The organism is Azonexus hydrophilus (assembly GCF_038368255.1).
GTDB lineage: Bacteria > Pseudomonadota > Gammaproteobacteria > Burkholderiales > Rhodocyclaceae > Azonexus > Azonexus hydrophilus.
In genome coordinates this window covers 155,337-171,552 of sequence record NZ_CP151407.1, presented here as the reverse complement: position 1 = coordinate 171,552, position 16,216 = coordinate 155,337, and the positions used below count along the sequence as shown (strand labels likewise).

Here is a 16,216-nt window from a genome sequence, read left to right as displayed (position 1 = left end):
GGGGTTTTGTTATTCTGCCGGGCATGTGTGCCCACTATGATCCGCAGACCGATCCTGCCCAGCTGAAAGCCTATTTCGGCGTTCACGACCTGCCACTCGGCCTGAAACCCAGCCTGTGGCCCGGGTATCACGGCCCTTTCCTGCGCAAACATGAGTTTGCCGATGTCGGCGACGAAGCGGTTCCGTTCCGGGAATTACTGGTCGGCTCGTTCGGTCTGATTCCTCACTGGGCAAAAGATACGACGATTGCCCGCAACACCTACAACGCACGCTCGGAAACGGTGCATGAGAAACCGTCGTACCGGGATGCCTGGCGTCTGGCTCGGCACTGCATCATTCCGGCCGAAGCGTTCTATGAACCCGACTGGCGCACTGGCCGTGCAGTGCCAACCCGGATTTCCCGCGCCGATGGCAAACCGATGGGGATTGCCGGGCTGTGGTCGATCTGGAAGAACCCGGGTGGCGAAACGACCTACAGCTACACGATGCTGACGATCAATGCAGACCAGCATCCACTCATGCGCCAGTTTCATAAACCTGACGATGAAAAGCGGTCCATCGTGATCCTGCATGAGCAGGACTACGATGGCTGGCTCCAGGCATCAGTGTCAGATAGCCGACGTTTCCTCTACGCCTATCCGGCTGACAACCTCGTCGCCGAAAACCCGCAGCAGCCCCTGCTTTGATAAAGATCGTTTATCCCCGAAATCTGTGGATAAGCTTGTGGGTTCGAGCTTAGGACGAGTCCTAACTGATTGACGGGAATATGCTTTCGATAAGCCGCACAATAATTAGGCAATTTGCCCTCGCTCTGTTGATGACTGGCATCCAGGCCGCGCATGCGGAAGGCCGATTTCATAGACCGTTTGAAGTCACTGGCAGCGTGCTGATGAACCCTGATGGGGATACCCTCAAACTCATGACTGACGAACGAGGTCTAATCAACATTCGTCTATCCGGTGCCGACACGCCGGAAACGGGTCAGGCGTATTGGAGATCGGCGAGGAATTACCTTCGATCCCTCGTTGCGGGTCAGAAAACCACGGCTTGGTGCTACAAGGAGGATCGCTTCTATCGGCAGGTGTGCCATGTACGGGTCGGAAATCGGGATGTCGGACAGGCAATGATTGAAGCGGGGTATGCCTGGTACGCATTTCAGTTTTCCCCAGAGCTTACGCGAGAGCAGCGCCTGGGTTATCCAGAAGCTGAACGACAGGCGAAAGCTGGACGGATTGGGATTTGGCAGGAGCCGAATCCGATGGCACCTTGGGAGTGTCGCAGGCTGAAAAGAACGGGAAAGGGACAGCTTTGTCGTTAGATGGTGGCGGGAGTTCGGCCTTTGCTGCCATTGCCAGATCACTCGATATCGGTCAGCAGTCAGGCAGTAAGCTGCCGTTGGCGCCTACATCACGGTGACCGGCTGCTTTCTACTCCGGCGAATACGTGCTCCCGACCCTTTGCCGCCGCCCAATCCTTCAACAGTTCAACGGCAGGTATATGTTCCGAGCGGTCGCCCAGTACAGCCTCTCATGGACTGCAGCTCGGCCAAAGCCTGTTATGACGACAGGACAGCTAATTGGTCACCACTGCTCCATTTGTTTGCTCGTACAAATGGTCGGCTAGTTCTGCAATTAGATTGCTCCGCGCAAGCCTGTCCCGCCATTTCGAGGGAATCTCGGACCCCCCGTAATAGGCCCCTGCCAATTGCCCACAAATGGCGGCTGTCGTGTCGGCATCGTGCCCTAGATTCACAGCAGCCAGTACCGCCCCCGTAAATGATGAAGTTCTGAAGAAACACCACAATGCAGCTTCTAGGCTTTCTACAACATATCCAGACCCTTTGATTTGTGACACATCCTTGTCTTGATAGCTTCCAGCTGCAATAGCGGCAATGGCTCCTGATTGGAACGTGTTGAGTCCATGTCCGAGGAGGATGCCTTCTTTCGTTGCTCCTGAAAGAGCGGAATGCAGCATTGCCCCTAACAGGCTGCTTGGGCGGTGTCCCGCGGAGTGGTGTAAGAGCGGAAGGTGTTGAGTTTGCCGTGGTGGCCCTGCAGGGCCACCACGGCGGGCGCAATCAGGAGGTCATCGGAGAACTCCGGTAAGGTTGGGTTTGCGAATCTCAATCTCTACTGAGGAGTAAACCGATGACCCAAGACAGAATGCAACTTTCCGAGCTGCTTGAAAAGGCCGGCGCCGACGATATCGTGCGCGAGATGATCGGCTTTGTGGCCCAGCGCCTGATGGAGCTGGATGTCGAGAACCGCTGCGGCGCCAGCCATGGCGAGCGTTCCGAGGCGCGAACCAATTCCCGAAACGGCTTTCGGGATCGCGCGTGGGATACCCGCGCCGGCACGGTGGCGCTGCGCATCCCTAAGCTGCGCTCCGGCAGCTACTTCCCGCCCTTCCTGGAACCACGGCGGACCGCCGAAAAGGCGCTGGCGGCCGTTATCCAGGAGGCCTACGTGCAGGGCATCTCGACGCGTTCGGTCGATGATCTGGTCCAGGCTATGGGCATGAGCGGCATCTCCAAGAGCCAGGTCTCTCGCCTCTGCGCCGAGATCGACGAGCGGGTGCAGACCTTCCTTGCCCGTCCCATCGAAGGCGACTGGCCCTATCTGTGGATTGACGCCACCTACCTCAAGGTACGTCAGGCCGGAAGAATCGTTTCCGTCGCCGCCATAATCGCCATCGGCGCTAACAGCGATGGCCGACGCGAAGTGCTTGGGCTGCAGGTCGGCGCCTCTGAAGCCGAACCCTTCTGGACTGAATTCCTGCGCAGCCTGTCGCGTCGCGGCCTGCGCGGCGTCAAGCTGGTGATCTCGGACGCCCACGAGGGCCTGAAAGCTGCTGTACGCAAGGTGATCTCTGCAACCTGGCAGCGTTGCCGGGTACATTTCATGCGCAATGTCCTGGTTCATGCGCCGACCAACCAGCGTCGCATGGTGTCTGCCCTGATCGCCACCATCTTTGCCCATGAGACAGAAGCTGCGGCACGGGACCAGTGGCGAACCGTCGCTGACCAACTCCGTGAGCGCCTGCCAAAGATCGCCCGGCTGATGGATGATGCCGAGGACGATGTGCTCGCACACATGGGCTTTCCTCGCGAGCACCGGAGCAAGATCCACAGCACCAATCCGATTGAGCGGCTCAATGCCGAAATCAAGCGCCGTACCGACGTCGTCGGCATCTTTCCCAACGAAGCGGCCATCTACCGCCTGGTCGGCGCCCTATTGCTTGAACAGAACGACGAGTGGGCCATGCAGCGACGTTACATGACCCTGGAAACCTTGGCCGAGGTCGGCGACAATCCCGCCGTCAGCTTGTCCGCCGTGACCCTCTGACTGGCAATCCAACCTCACCGGAATCCATGACTTCCTGATTGCCTCTTACACCACGAACGGGGACACGATCGGCTGCTTGCCTCGATGCATTCCAATGCACCGTGGGTCGTTCTGGAGCTTTCAGCTGACATTGCAATGGCTTGCTGCCGATCGCTGAAGAAAAACATCGGTACTGGCGCCAATCGCATCAGGCATCCATTGCCCGCAGTATCTGGCTCAGTTGATCCGCTAAACGGCTCACCCGAATGTCTGAACCGGTTCAATGCTGTCTTTACGGTTAGTCCTATATCGAAACAACTTCCGTTGCTACTCATGTAACCTTCGCGCATCCAGCGGACATAGCGGGTCATCTGGTCATGTGCATCAAAACCCTGGTTTTCGAGAAGGCTGGCGGTCAAACACAATGCCATCGACGTATCGTCTGTCCATTCACCAGCGTTAAGCTTGAATGGACCACCTCCTACCATATCCGTTACCAATTCGAAGGTGCCACGGCGCTTGAATTCAACAGTTGTCCCGACTGCATCGCCACAGGCCAATCCAAGCAGAGATCCCTTGAAGCGATCACGAGTTGTGATAAATCTCATCGCTGTCATCCAACTTCCGATTCAAGTTCGCGCCTCAAATACGCACCTAACTGGCCCCCTGCGAAACAGCTGGCATCGCTGAGCATGGCAGCCTTGACTCCATTCCACGTGCTGTTTCCAACGGTATGCGTTGCGAAGAAGGATTTGAGGTCTTGCACTATGAAAGGGGCCCATACAGCAAATTGCCTGTTGATTTCCGTGTGCTCGATGCTATGGCTTTGCAGAATCTCGTTTGAGAACAACTCATAGGGGTTAGCCATCATTAATGTTCGTGCGAATCCAACGGTTCGATCCGCCTTGGGGTATAGCGTTAGTGCCTGAAACGCTAGGTAATCTGACTTCCGATGCGAATACATGACTTGGTCGATTAGGATCAGAGAGAACAGCGCGCAAAGGAAATTAACGTGGTTTGATGTCGGGATGCCGGCTAAGTGATCTCTGAATCCATTGGCCGGATTGGCAACCAGATCGAATGTAGAGAAATGCAGGTCCGATTGTTTCGCAAAACTGGAGGGGTTGCATTTCGAGCGAACCCTCGATACCGATCCATTGCTATCGAGCGAGTTCCAGAACTGATAAAAGTGCTCGCGGAAAGGCCCACAGTAGTATTCGCTCGGGGTCATCGCTTTTCGCCAGAAAACACGGCCACGCCAGAACACTGACTGTTCGATTCAGCCTGCTGGCGGCAAACATGATCGTGTCCCCGTTCGTGGTGTAAGAGGCAATCAGGAAGTCATGGATTCCGGTGAGGTTGGATTGCCAGTCAGAGGGTCACGGCGGACAAGCTGACGGCGGGATTGTCGCCGACCTCGGCCAAGGTTTCCAGGGTCATGTAACGTCGCTGCATGGCCCACTCGTCGTTCTGTTCAAGCAATAGGGCGCCGACCAGGCGGTAGATGGCCGCTTCGTTGGGAAAGATGCCGACGACGTCGGTACGGCGCTTGATTTCGGCATTGAGCCGCTCAATCGGATTGGTGCTGTGGATCTTGCTCCGGTGCTCGCGAGGAAAGCCCATGTGTGCGAGCACATCGTCCTCGGCATCATCCATCAGCCGGGCGATCTTTGGCAGGCGCTCACGGAGTTGGTCAGCGACGGTTCGCCACTGGTCCCGTGCCGCAGCTTCTGTCTCATGGGCAAAGATGGTGGCGATCAGGGCAGACACCATGCGACGCTGGTTGGTCGGCGCATGAACCAGGACATTGCGCATGAAATGTACCCGGCAACGCTGCCAGGTTGCAGAGATCACCTTGCGTACAGCAGCTTTCAGGCCCTCGTGGGCGTCCGAGATCACCAGCTTGACGCCGCGCAGGCCGCGACGCGACAGGCTGCGCAGGAATTCAGTCCAGAAGGGTTCGGCTTCAGAGGCGCCGACCTGCAGCCCAAGCACTTCGCGTCGGCCATCGCTGTTAGCGCCGATGGCGATTATGGCGGCGACGGAAACGATTCTTCCGGCCTGACGTACCTTGAGGTAGGTGGCGTCAATCCACAGATAGGGCCAGTCGCCTTCGATGGGACGGGCAAGGAAGGTCTGCACCCGCTCGTCGATCTCGGCGCAGAGGCGAGAGACCTGGCTCTTGGAGATGCCGCTCATGCCCATAGCCTGGACCAGATCATCGACCGAACGCGTCGAGATGCCCTGCACGTAGGCCTCCTGGATAACGGCCGCCAGCGCCTTTTCGGCGGTCCGCCGTGGTTCCAGGAAGGGCGGGAAGTAGCTGCCGGAGCGCAGCTTAGGGATGCGCAGCGCCACCGTGCCGGCGCGGGTATCCCACGCGCGATCCCGAAAGCCGTTTCGGGAATTGGTTCGCGCCTCGGAACGCTCGCCATGGCTGGCGCCGCAGCGGTTCTCGACATCCAGCTCCATCAGGCGCTGGGCCACAAAGCCGATCATCTCGCGCACGATATCGTCGGCGCCGGCCTTTTCAAGCAGCTCGGAAAGTTGCATTCTGTCTTGGGTCATCGGTTTACTCCTCAGTAGAGATTGAGATTCGCAAACCCAACCTTACCGGAGTTCTCCGATGACCTCCTGATTGCGCCCGCCGTGGTGGCCCTGCAGGGCCACCACGGCAAACTCAACACCTTCCGCTCTTACACCACTCCGCGGGACACCGCCGCAAACATCAATTGCTTTGCGCAGGAAAGGCAGCGCCAGTTCGCTGCTAATCCACGCATTCCAGGCCTCTTCGTCTTCCTTGGAAAGCTGTCCGGGCAGAGGAAACTCGTTGAGCCATTCGCCACGCCATTGAAATTTCCCCTCTGGCTGGCGGTAGAGGACATAAAGGTATTGTTTCACCTCGTCGATGGCCTCAGGAACCGGAGCATGAACCCAGTCTTCCAATATTGCGGTAATGCCGTCGTAAGGTGGCGGGGTGATGGAGATATCTGGCCGCTTGTACCAAAAACGGCCCGCTGGACATTTAAACCAATCTGGGCCAACCGATTTTGGGATGGCCTGGTGGCCGATTCCAATCGTCAATCCGCTGGGCAAGATGGGCATAGGGTGCTTCCTTCTACCGATTCAGCCGTTGAAAGCAATTTGGTTCGGTGCTCTGGTTCTGAAATTTCGAAATCCAGTTCGCCACGCAGGCGAAGGCTTTCCAATATCGCCTCCTGCTCTTCACGCGTTGGCATGTACTCAACCACCGTCGCGCCAGCCACGAAGTCTTCGATACATTTCTCAAAGACGGCCGATAGACCGAGCTTGGATACGCATCGAATGCAACTCAGTTTCTGTGAAAGGCTAGTACAACCCTCGAAATACCACCCGCTAAAAATTGGGTAGGGACTTTCCATCCATGACGGATCGCTTGAAATATAGGAATTACCGTCATTGCGACGAGTGTATCGCTCGAATGTACCGAATACCTTGTCCTCAACTCCAAGGGCGAGGAGTTTGATCACATAGGCAAGACGAGCTGTTTGCGAATTAATCTTGGCAACACCTTCCTGAATGCCCTTGTGGCGATCAGGCGGAGCTGTTCGCTCCCAACGCAGCATCAGCGACAAGTAGAGAATCTCAACGGAATTGGTCAGATGTGTTCGCATGGATTATGACCCCTTTCGAAAAGTCTTGATCATTTGCCAAGACGCACTACCTGGCTTCTTGCATTCCCAGAAAATCCATCCATTTACAGAAGTATTTGTAAGATCTGACGCGGCTGAAGAAGGTGTTTCATATCGTTTGCCGTTGACCACCAAGGCACCAGTTTCAACGCGACCAAGAATTACCCGGCCTTTGTGTGTTGCTCGGAACTCTGTGCCAGAGGGAAAGACTACGTCTTTGACGACCCATGCGCCGGGCCCTTCAAATTGTGTAGGTTTGACAGGTGTTAGATCTTGTTGTTTGGTGATTAATGGGGCCGCCTCGGTATTTTGAGGTGACTGAGGCATGTTAAGCAGGCGCCGGATTACATCGTTGTAACTAACCGTTTCCGTCTCGCGCAAGGTCGTTAATTTCTTGAATACGTCGAAGTCAATTTCAATGGTGTACATGTGAACCTCCGTTAATCTATGGAGCACTATAGTGCTGTAGCACTCTACTGTCAACCGTCGGTTCTGAAGAAAATCCCCTTGCAATATGTGTCCCTGATCAGCTGCTATGCGACGGATTGCGACCGATACCATCTAGCAACTGAAAATTGCCAATGGCGAATTCTCACGGGGCGGGTATCTGGCAGGTTTCTGACAGCAGCAGTCGTTCAACTGACAGCTTTTCTGAAGTGCCGAACGGCGGGTCCTGGCCGATTGCACGAATACAACATGATGCCAGAAAGCGGCCGCCCGGGTTGTGCCCCCGTGCAGCCGCAAGGTGCCGGCTAGATTTCAGTCTGCTCCGAAATCTCCAGCGCATCGTCCACCTCAATGCCGAGGTAACGAACGGTGCTTTCCAGCTTGGAATGACCAAGTAGCAGCTGAACGGCCCGCAGATTCTTCGTGCGCTTGTAGATCAGCGTTGCCTTGGTTCTCCGCATGGAATGCGTCCCATAGGCCGACGAGTCCAGGCCGGCAGCCTCGGCCCAGTGATGCACGATCCGCGCATATTGGCGTGTCGAGACATGGGGTGACCTCGCCACCCTGCTCGGGAACAGAAACTGATCGCTTCGCAGGTGAGATTTTTCCAGCCAGGCGGACACTGCCACCCTCGTCGGTTCCGTCAGCTCGAACTGCACGGGCCGCTGCGTTTTCCTCTGGATAACCATGGCGCGGGAAAGCACCTGGTTTCCGTGGGTGATGTCGCGAACCCGCAGACTGACGAGATCGCAGCCCCGTAGCTTGCTGTCAATGGCCAGGTTGAACATGGCGAGGTCGCGGACCGCATGGGCATTCTGGAGGTAGATGCGGATGGCCCAGATGTCCTTGGGCTTGAGCGGTGGCTTCTGGCCGACGAGCTTTCCCTTGTTCCAGGCTTCGCGTTTGTTGATGGTTTCCATCTTTGACTCCTTGGTTGTTGATCGGAGTCTGATTTTTCATCCAAAGATGACGGGGGCTACCCGAAAAAACAACAGTACTGATCCGCGTCGACGACAGCCAGAAATTCATCAATCGACTTCACAGTTGCGGCAGGCTCGTAACCATGCCACTTCAGGTCAGAGCGTTTCCAAAACACCTTCCACAGATTTTGAGTTCGTACGTAGGTCGCCTTGGCGAATGGGCGCTCACGAGTGATCGCCGGATTGTCCCACTGCGGGCGAATCTCGAATATCTCAACGCTCTGGTCAGTCAGCCGATAGCCAATGTCGAGTTCCGGGCGTATGTGCGGTGGCGGGCGGCGCTTGGCCATGAACGCTACCATGGCATTTTCGATACGCTTCCTGTCGAGGTCGTTGAATGCCATGAGCTATGAACTGCCAGTTTGAGGGATCTCTGCCTCGACTGTAGTCATTGGCAACTTGAGCAACGCCTTCCCCAGAGTGTCAGCCATGTAATCCCAGATGCCGTACCCCATCTGTGCGTCGTCCCGAATATTCGTCAGTCGTTCGATGGTGTCTTCGAGCAAGGGTTCATCCAGGGCCGACAATACAATGCATGCCTCGCTGTACTGGAGCGCAAGCGCGTCGAGGTAGCCAACATCACCGTATCCGTAGTCCATGGAGAACTTGACTGCAGTTTCGCACCAGAACAGCCGCAGTTCCAGAATACCCAGCGGATCGCCGACGGCCTTGTTGTACTCTGATATCGCCTTTTTAGCCGCCGCTACCGAAATGTTGGCATTGCGCTTGCGGCTGATATCCGGGGCTAGCGCTGCCTGGATGCGTTGCTTGTAGGCTTCGAGTGGGTTCTCACCCAAGCCGAAACGGGCATGAAGAAAGGTCTGGTTGTCCTTGTGGAAGACATAAAGGTTGGCAACCAGTTGTTGCAACCCCGCCCTGTCGAAGTCAGCGAGCTTGCTCTTGACGTCGGACCAGGTGACCTTGCTCTTAGGGCGCTTTGTGCGTTCGGTCATACACGGGTTTGGTTTGCTTGTTCTGCGAATCCGCCATTATCCTGAGACTGGCTATCCGAGACAATCCAGAAGAAATCGCCCCCCCGCAGACACTATCCGGACATGATCTATGGGCATCAGGCCAACGGTAGCTTTGTGGCACACTGCCCGTACTGGCGCAATCGGCCAGAAGCGGCCCAAGGGCTAACTGGAGCCAACGTCTGCAACGAACCTATTGCCGCCGTTGGCGTGATGGCGTCACTGTTTCGGTAACCCAGACCGTGCCTTTCTTCGCTTCAGCCATCAGTTGGCTCAGCCCGTTGATTTGGGCAATCTGGGGCTTGGGTGCACTGGTCTTGTTCATCTTTGCAATCGCCGGACACTGGCTGGTCGGATCATTCAGCAAGACGCCCCGGCCCTGAGTCACTGGACTGAGTTAACCTCAACGCCCGCCAGGTATCGCGAAACACCGCCTGTTCGACTTTCAATCGCAAGTCACTCGGACAGGCTACCCTGACCACGAGCATCAGTTTGTCGGGGTCGGAAAAGTCCCACAGCACCTTGTTGCGACCTGACGGAAAGGCGATGAAGCTTTCGACCGAAATCCTGCGGAAATGGGCTTGGGCATCTGCCTGCCAGGCCTGGGTCGCCTGATCGGCGGCCGCCAATGCAGCAGCCTCGACTTTGTCGAGATCATGCATTGCTTCCTGAGGAATGGGCATGCGGAAGAGATGCAACACATATTCCCCGGTCAGGGAGGTGTTCTTCAACGGTGTCGTCAGCAACAAACCATTGGGAAACTCTGCCACCTTTCCTGTCTGTTGCCCGCCATAGCCCAGTTCAGCCAGCGTGGTGGCAAATATGTCGATGTCGATGACTCGCCCGTTCAGTTGGTTGATTTCAACAAGATCGCCAACCTTGAATGGTCGAACAAAGGTGATGTAAAGGTAGCCGAGTACGCACATCAGCAGTTCCTTGCTGACGATCAGTACCGCGCCAGCCACTGCCGCAAGAGAGAGGGCAAAACCGGCGATCGTTGATGCCCAGACGGAAATGATGATGAAAAAGACCAGAAACCAGATGACGTTTCTGGCCCAGACCAGATGTATGCGTCGTTTTTCCGCGGAAATTTCTCCGCGTGCCAGATAGCGCGCCCACAGATGGGAAAGGGCCATGCCGATGGCGATCAGGAAGAAGGTCGCGATGACCTTTTCCCATTGGCCCGGAATGGCGACGAACAGATCATTCAGCATGGACATGGGCGTCAGCCGTTATCAGGAGGAAGAATGCTGCGGGGCATTCGTCGCCTTGCGCCTTGCGCTTTGCGCACGGATCACGATCAAGTAGTAACCCACGGACAACGCCAAAGTGACGGCTGCGGTCGCATAAACGTGACCGGCACCGACTTCGTTGAAGTCCAGTACGATGACTTTGCGGGCAATCGCCATCAATGCTGTCCCGAGAACGATTTCAACGGCGAGTTGCCGGTTGTGGTTGTCTTCGACATAAAGAATGATGTTGTGAAAGATTTCAATGGCGATCAGCACCGCCATGAAGGCACCAAAGGTCGCCAGGATGTCCTTGATTTCCAGCAGCATGAACGGTGGCGCCATCAAACGCTGATAGAGCACATACACAACGTCAGCCACGCCCCAGATGATTACCAGGACCATGATCGCGGCAAGGACTCGGGAAACCTGGGCGATCACCCGGTTGAAAAACAACAGGACAGGGTCTTTCGTGTGGTGATTCGAATTTTCATTTGCTTGCATGAGGGTCACCGATTGGGCTGGCTGAAGTGCCTGGATGTTGATGGGATAGATCGGGAGTGAGTGCTGTACGGGCGGAATCGATGATCGTCGCGATTGATGGATGGCTGATCCGCCGCTCGGCGGTAATCGCCCAGAAGCTTTCATGAATCTCCTCTACGCGACCGACACAAGGCGTGTTGTAGCGTGAGTGGATCTCATCAGCCAGCACCGCCGGCCCCGGGAAGAAACCGGCACCGGCTTGCCCGAATGCCTTCATTAGCGCGCCATCATCGAACTCGCCCATCAACCGTGGGGTTAGCCGCTGGTCACTGAACCAGCGATCAATCAGGCCACGAACTGCGGCATGCCCGCCGGGCAGGAGTAGTGGTGCATTGTTCAGACATTCCGGGAAAGCGGGCGGCTCGGGGCACAGGGATTCGGCCGCAAAAAAGGCCAGGGTGCTTTCACCCAGCTTATGGCTGTGACCGCGAATGGCCAGTCCCGATGGCATCGGGCGATCGGCCACGACCATGTCGAGGTGGTGCAGGGCCAGTTCGGCGAGCAGCATGTCGATACTGCCTTCCCGGCAAACCAGTCTGACCGGTTCCGGCAGTTTGCCAACGGGGGCCAGCAAGCGGTAGGCAAACGATTTCGGGACAACATCTGCGATGCCGATGCGCAGGATCGGCATCGGGCGTTGCTGGCGCGCCAGCAACGCCTGCTTCATCTCGCTTTCGAGATGCAGTATTTCATCGGCGTAGGACAGAGCCATCCGTCCGGCATCGGTCAGTTCAAGACCGCGGCCTGAAGGGCGGAAAAGCGCGGCCCCCAATTCATTTTCAAGCTGACGCAGTTGCCCGCTAATGGTTTGTGGCGTGAGGTCAAGTTGCTCCGCCGCCCGGCTGACGCCACCAAGCCGGGCTACCGTCCAGAAGTAATGAAGGTGTTTGTGATTCATGCTGACATTTCGGAAATTTACGAAATATTATCCACAAAAAATTGTGTTTTTTAAATATTCGTCCTTGTTTATCTTGAAGCCCTATTTCACTATCTGAGGAACAGGGAATGAAGATCGACATCCGCAGCCAAGGGATCACAGTGTCTGACGATTTGCGAGAGCACATCGAGCGTTGTGTGAATTTTGGTCTGGATTGGGCCGAGCACGATGTCGATCGAATCGTCGTCAGCCTGTCCGACATCAATGGTCCGCGTGGCGGCAACGACAAGCGCTGTCATCTGCGTATTCCGCTGTCGCGGATGCGGGATGTGGTGATCGAGGAAGTTGCCTGCGATCTGCAGGCGGCGATTGCGCATGCCGTCGATCGTGCCGCAGGCAGCCTCGAACGCCGCTTGTCCCGGCAACGGGAGTTTGGGCCGACCCCCGTGTTTTCGGCGGAGGAATGACGTGAGCCCATTATCCAATCCCCTCTTGCGCGGTCTCCTGAGCCGTATCTTTTCGATCAGCCGCCGAACCTGGATTTTCCTGTCGGTGACCTTTCTGGTGCTTGTCGCATTATTCATCTGGGCGGCGATCAGCACTGCCGGATGGTTGTTCGGTATGGCCAGAGATGGGGTCAACGCTGCACCGGAAGCTGTACGTGCCGCCACCGCTCAGGTCGAGCAGGTCATCCCGGGCGTCCAGGAAAAACTGGGCGTCCTGGTTCCAGGATTCAAGCCGGAAAGTCCGCTGCGCGAAGTCTCGGGTACCGATCCGGCGCCGGTTGCACGTTATCCCGGCCTGGCGCGAGTTCAGTGGCAACGCGATGAGCAGCAAGTGCAAGTGCGTTACCAGGGCAAGGCTGATTTCACCGAAGTTCTAAACCACTATATCCAGGGCTTCGCCGCACTGGGGTACCAGCAGACGCTTCGCTCAGCCTCACCCTCGGAAGAGCGCCATGAGTTCGTCAAGGACGGCGAGCACTTCACACTGGTTTTTTCGGTCCAGGAGAAAGATGTTGTCACCATCGACCTGAGCTCTCGCCGATGACCGTTTTAGATAACGCAAATTAAGGAAAGATCATGATGACCTTGCAAGCCCGTGAGTGGTCAAATCGCACCCCGCAGCTGACGAATAAGCCAACCGAAGATGGCACTTGTCAATCAGTAGGGCGACCAACGCAACATCTTTTCCAGAAACCCCATCCCATGCCCAAAACCCGAATCCCGAATGCCGTTCGTCTTGAGTTCGCACCTGACTCCCTGGTTCATAACAACCTGTCGGGAGCAGCCTTCACCGGCGATTGGCTCTGGGTGGCAGGCGACGAAGCCAGTGGTCTGGATCGCCTGCGCCGCCTTGACGCCGTAGGCGGCGAGTCCTTGCATTTTGGCGAAGTCCGCGATTTTCCGCTGGCTGAGCTGCTGGACCTGCCCGGTGCAGACGATGATGAGGCCGACCTGGAAGGCATGGCGGTGGCCGATGGCTACCTCTGGGTGGTTGGTTCGCATGGCCTCAAGCGCAAGAACATCAAGCCGGACCGAGGTCACGCCGACAACGCCAAACGGCTGGCAAAAGTGACGCTCGACGCCAATCGCCGCCTGCTGGCATGTCTGCCCATCGAGCCCGATGCTAAGGGTGAGCCCTGCCTGGTACGTCAGGCTCAAGACGGCCGCCAGGCACTGCGGCTCAAAGGCGATGCGCAGGCGAACCTGCTCACCCGCATCCTGGCCGACGATCCCCACTTTGGCCCCTACATGGCGATCCCGGGCAAGGACAACGGCTTTGACATCGAAGGTCTGGCGGTGGACGGACAGCGGCTGCTGCTCGGCCTGCGTGGCCCGGTGCTGCGCGGCTGGTCGGCGTTGCTCGAAATCGCAGTCGAGGCGCATCGGGATCAACTCCGCCTGGTACCCCTTGACGAGAGCGGCACGCTGCTGCGCAAACATTTCCTGCAACTTGACGGCCTGGGCGTGCGCGACCTGCATTTCTCCGGTGACGATCTTTACATCCTGGCCGGTCCGACAATGGTGCTCAATGGTGATATCCGTGTCTTCAAATGGCCATTCGCCCGAGCCACAATCAGCGCCAACCGGGAACCGGTGCGTTTCGAAACGGTGCTGACCGAATCGGTTTCGCTACCCCACGGCCATGGTACGAACCGGGCCGAAGCGATCTGTGCCCTGCCGCTAGCGATCGCCGGCCGCACGCCTCACTGGCTGGTACTCTACGACGCGCCCGGCATGGATCGCCAGGATGGCGAGTACACGGTCTTCGGCGATCTGCTGCGGCATGACTGATAGGTGCCAGCCCCGACCGATATCAGCCGGCAGCCCCCAGCGCGATGCGCTGCCGCCCCCGAGCATCGACCCTGAGGCAACGCTACTGTTCGTGATCAACGCTGCCGCTGGGGCTTTCGACCTCGAGGCCAAGCGTACGGTAATCCAGTCGGCACTCGCAGCACATGGACGAAAGGGCGAACTGTTGAGTTGCCAGCCTGCCGATCTGGCACAGGTAGCGGGCGAGGCCGCCAAAATGGCGGTGGCGCGGGATACGGCGGTGATCGCCGTAGGTGGCGATGGCAGCCTCAATACAGTGGCCCAGGCTGCGCACGCCGCCGGCTGCGCCATGGGGGTCATTCCCTACGGCACCTTCAATTACTTTGCCCGGACACACGGCATTGCCACCGAGCCGGCAGCTGCGGCCCGGCAGGTGCTGCAGGCGCGCCCGGTGCCGGTGCAGGTGGGTGCCATCAACGAGCGCATCTTCCTGGTCAATGCCAGCCTGGGGATCTACCCCGAACTATTGCAGGACCGCGAAGCCTACAAAGCCCGCTTTGGCCGCAGCCGCTGGGTGGCGTTCGTCGCGGCCGGGGCGACGCTGCTGCGCGCACAGCGCCGCTTGCGCCTGCACATCGAGACGGGTTCGGCGGTCCGCGATGTACAGACGCTGACGCTGTTCGTCGGCAACAACCGGCTGCAACTGCAACAGTTCGGCGCCGAACCGGAAGACACCATCGCCGGCACCCCCGGCGATGGCAGCATGGCCGCGCTGATGCTACGGCCCATTGGCACGCTGTCGATGCTCAAGCTGATGCTGCACGGAGCGATGGGCCGGCTGGGCGAAGCCGCCGGCGTGGAAAGCTTCGAGTTCAAGCACATGGTGGTCAAACCTACTCTGTGTACCGACCACACTGAACTCGTGGTCGCGTTCGATGGCGAAGTGGCACGCATGCGCGCACCGATCGACATTCGTGTGCTGGAAAAGCCCTTGTACCTGCTGCAAAACCCTGATCAGGCTGCCACGGCGACCGGCTCGGAGTTTCCGGCATGAGTGTCGTGCTGCATATTTCCGATACGCATTTCGGTACTGAACTGCCGCCGGTGGTCGACGCACTTGTCGCGCTGGCTGCGCAGCAGCATCCCGATCTGGTGGTGCTCTCGGGCGACATCACGCAGCGCGCACGGCCCAGCCAGTTCCGTGCTGCAAAGGCTTTCGTCGACCGGTTAGGCGCTCCGCTTCTGGCCGTGCCGGGCAACCACGACATTGCGCTGTTCGATCTGTGGTCACGGCTGACCAGCCCCTATGCGCGCTACACCAAGGCTTTCGGGGGCAATCTCGAACCCGTGCACGCATCGTCCGATCTGCTGGTTATCGGTGTTAACACCACGCGCGCCTGGCGGCACAAGAACGGAGAAGTGTCCTCGGTGCAGATTGAGCGCGTGGCCAAGCTGTTGAATGCGGCCAGCCCGCAGCAGTTGCGTCTGGTGGTGGTGCACCAGCCGGCGGCGGTGGCTCAGGCAGAAGAACGCGTCAATCTGCTGCGCGGCCACGAAGCCGCGCTGCACGCCTGGTCGGCGGCCGGGGCTGACCTCGTCCTGGGTGGGCACATACATCTGCCCTACACGCTGGCGGTGCATGGCCTGTCCCGACGACTTTCAGTGCTTCAGGCTGGTACCGCCATTTCGTCGCGTACTCGCCCCGAAGCGCCCAACTCGGTGAATATCCTGCGCTGGGGCGAGGCAGTCGGTGCACCTGGCGATCTGGCGCAGGCCGGGGCCGAAAAGGGGGTGTTCTGCCTTATCGAGCAGTGGGACTTTGCGCCCCGCGATCAGGTCTTTATCCGCACCTCAGTCACCCCCGTACTGCCAGAACGCGCCTGATCGCACGCAGCCACC

22 protein-coding genes are annotated in these 16,216 nt (G+C 57.8%); 8 read left to right on the top strand and 14 right to left on the bottom strand.

Translation table 11 applies throughout. From position 1 onward, the window contains the following. Nucleotides 1-23: 23 nt before the first annotated feature. Nucleotides 24-686, top strand: a complete 663-nt coding sequence (locus tag AADV58_RS17535) for an SOS response-associated peptidase (RefSeq protein ID WP_341743056.1) — start codon at nucleotides 24-26, stop codon at nucleotides 684-686. An 80-nt stretch (nucleotides 687-766) separates the two neighbouring features. Then, on the top strand, nucleotides 767-1,318 hold the full coding sequence (locus tag AADV58_RS18685) for a thermonuclease family protein (protein ID WP_424243857.1): 552 nt from the start codon (nucleotides 767-769) through the stop codon (nucleotides 1,316-1,318). 254 nt (nucleotides 1,319-1,572) lie between these two features. On the opposite strand, the gene AADV58_RS17530 is transcribed toward AADV58_RS18685, so the two are convergent. Then, complete coding sequence (locus AADV58_RS17530; protein ID WP_341743057.1) at nucleotides 1,573-1,974, bottom strand: ADP-ribosylglycohydrolase family protein; 402 nt, start codon at nucleotides 1,972-1,974, stop codon at nucleotides 1,573-1,575. A gap of 173 nt (nucleotides 1,975-2,147) precedes the next feature. Between AADV58_RS17530 and AADV58_RS17525 the strand changes: the two genes are divergently transcribed. Continuing rightward, complete coding sequence (locus tag AADV58_RS17525; protein ID WP_341743058.1) at nucleotides 2,148-3,344, top strand: IS256 family transposase; 1,197 nt, start codon at nucleotides 2,148-2,150, stop codon at nucleotides 3,342-3,344. Between the two features lie 14 nt (nucleotides 3,345-3,358). Here AADV58_RS17525 and AADV58_RS17520 read toward each other — a convergent pair whose 3' ends face one another. From AADV58_RS17520 to nhaR, 13 genes are all read right to left on the bottom strand, one after another. Next, nucleotides 3,359-3,931 (bottom strand): ADP-ribosylglycohydrolase family protein, encoded by a 573-nt coding sequence (locus tag AADV58_RS17520; RefSeq protein WP_341743059.1) that lies wholly within the window; start codon nucleotides 3,929-3,931, stop codon nucleotides 3,359-3,361. Between the two features lie 5 nt (nucleotides 3,932-3,936). Next, the gene (locus tag AADV58_RS17515; protein WP_341743060.1) at nucleotides 3,937-4,554 is read right to left on the bottom strand and encodes a hypothetical protein; all 618 of its coding nucleotides are present in this window, start codon (nucleotides 4,552-4,554) and stop codon (nucleotides 3,937-3,939) included. Nucleotides 4,555-4,694: 140 nt separating this feature from the next. Next, the gene (locus AADV58_RS17510; protein WP_341743058.1) at nucleotides 4,695-5,891 is read right to left on the bottom strand and encodes an IS256 family transposase; all 1,197 of its coding nucleotides are present in this window, start codon (nucleotides 5,889-5,891) and stop codon (nucleotides 4,695-4,697) included. 42 nt (nucleotides 5,892-5,933) lie between these two features. Next, nucleotides 5,934-6,428 carry a hypothetical protein gene (locus tag AADV58_RS17505; RefSeq protein ID WP_341743061.1) on the bottom strand — a complete coding sequence of 165 codons (495 nt, stop codon included), beginning with the start codon at nucleotides 6,426-6,428 and terminating at the stop codon, nucleotides 5,934-5,936. Further along, nucleotides 6,404-6,976, bottom strand: a complete 573-nt coding sequence (locus AADV58_RS17500) for a hypothetical protein (RefSeq protein WP_341743062.1) — start codon at nucleotides 6,974-6,976, stop codon at nucleotides 6,404-6,406. The genes AADV58_RS17505 and AADV58_RS17500 overlap by 25 nt, the downstream gene beginning before the upstream one ends. Before the next feature lie 3 nt (nucleotides 6,977-6,979). Beyond that, nucleotides 6,980-7,423, bottom strand: coding sequence for a DUF4357 domain-containing protein (locus AADV58_RS17495; protein ID WP_341743063.1), 444 nt, complete (start codon nucleotides 7,421-7,423; stop codon nucleotides 6,980-6,982). A gap of 323 nt (nucleotides 7,424-7,746) precedes the next feature. Continuing rightward, nucleotides 7,747-8,361 (bottom strand): tyrosine-type recombinase/integrase, encoded by a 615-nt coding sequence (locus AADV58_RS17490; protein WP_168941937.1) that lies wholly within the window; start codon nucleotides 8,359-8,361, stop codon nucleotides 7,747-7,749. Nucleotides 8,362-8,417: 56 nt separating this feature from the next. Next, nucleotides 8,418-8,765: a DUF3024 domain-containing protein gene (locus AADV58_RS17485; RefSeq protein WP_168941936.1), complete on the bottom strand. Its 348-nt coding sequence runs from the start codon at nucleotides 8,763-8,765 to the stop codon at nucleotides 8,418-8,420. Between the two features lie 3 nt (nucleotides 8,766-8,768). Further along, nucleotides 8,769-9,374 carry a hypothetical protein gene (locus AADV58_RS17480; protein WP_211164008.1) on the bottom strand — a complete coding sequence of 202 codons (606 nt, stop codon included), beginning with the start codon at nucleotides 9,372-9,374 and terminating at the stop codon, nucleotides 8,769-8,771. 211 nt (nucleotides 9,375-9,585) lie between these two features. After that, complete coding sequence (locus AADV58_RS17475) at nucleotides 9,586-9,717, bottom strand: hypothetical protein (RefSeq protein WP_282435560.1); 132 nt, start codon at nucleotides 9,715-9,717, stop codon at nucleotides 9,586-9,588. A 31-nt stretch (nucleotides 9,718-9,748) separates the two neighbouring features. Beyond that, nucleotides 9,749-10,612 carry a mechanosensitive ion channel family protein gene (locus AADV58_RS17470; RefSeq protein WP_341743064.1) on the bottom strand — a complete coding sequence of 288 codons (864 nt, stop codon included), beginning with the start codon at nucleotides 10,610-10,612 and terminating at the stop codon, nucleotides 9,749-9,751. A gap of 15 nt (nucleotides 10,613-10,627) precedes the next feature. Further along, nucleotides 10,628-11,125: a phosphate-starvation-inducible PsiE family protein gene (locus AADV58_RS17465; RefSeq protein ID WP_341744543.1), complete on the bottom strand. Its 498-nt coding sequence runs from the start codon at nucleotides 11,123-11,125 to the stop codon at nucleotides 10,628-10,630. After that, nucleotides 11,112-12,062, bottom strand: coding sequence for a transcriptional activator NhaR (gene nhaR, locus AADV58_RS17460; RefSeq protein ID WP_341743065.1), 951 nt, complete (start codon nucleotides 12,060-12,062; stop codon nucleotides 11,112-11,114). The genes AADV58_RS17465 and nhaR overlap by 14 nt, the downstream gene beginning before the upstream one ends. 107 nt (nucleotides 12,063-12,169) lie before the next feature. On the opposite strand from nhaR, the gene AADV58_RS17455 reads away from it, so the two are divergent. From AADV58_RS17455 to AADV58_RS17435, 5 genes are all read left to right on the top strand, one after another. After that, a complete protein-coding gene (locus AADV58_RS17455; protein WP_168943196.1) occupies nucleotides 12,170-12,508 on the top strand; it encodes an HPF/RaiA family ribosome-associated protein in 339 nt (112 codons plus the stop codon). Between the two features lies 1 nt (nucleotide 12,509). Beyond that, the gene (locus AADV58_RS17450; protein ID WP_051519707.1) at nucleotides 12,510-13,091 is read left to right on the top strand and encodes a hypothetical protein; all 582 of its coding nucleotides are present in this window, start codon (nucleotides 12,510-12,512) and stop codon (nucleotides 13,089-13,091) included. A 158-nt stretch (nucleotides 13,092-13,249) separates the two neighbouring features. After that, on the top strand, nucleotides 13,250-14,338 hold the full coding sequence (locus AADV58_RS17445; protein ID WP_043387482.1) for a DUF3616 domain-containing protein: 1,089 nt from the start codon (nucleotides 13,250-13,252) through the stop codon (nucleotides 14,336-14,338). Then, nucleotides 14,331-15,371, top strand: a complete 1,041-nt coding sequence (locus tag AADV58_RS17440) for a diacylglycerol/lipid kinase family protein (RefSeq protein WP_168943195.1) — start codon at nucleotides 14,331-14,333, stop codon at nucleotides 15,369-15,371. The genes AADV58_RS17445 and AADV58_RS17440 overlap by 8 nt, the downstream gene beginning before the upstream one ends. Beyond that, nucleotides 15,368-16,201, top strand: coding sequence for a metallophosphoesterase family protein (locus AADV58_RS17435; protein WP_043387487.1), 834 nt, complete (start codon nucleotides 15,368-15,370; stop codon nucleotides 16,199-16,201). The genes AADV58_RS17440 and AADV58_RS17435 overlap by 4 nt, the downstream gene beginning before the upstream one ends. Nucleotides 16,202-16,216 lie beyond the last annotated feature (15 nt).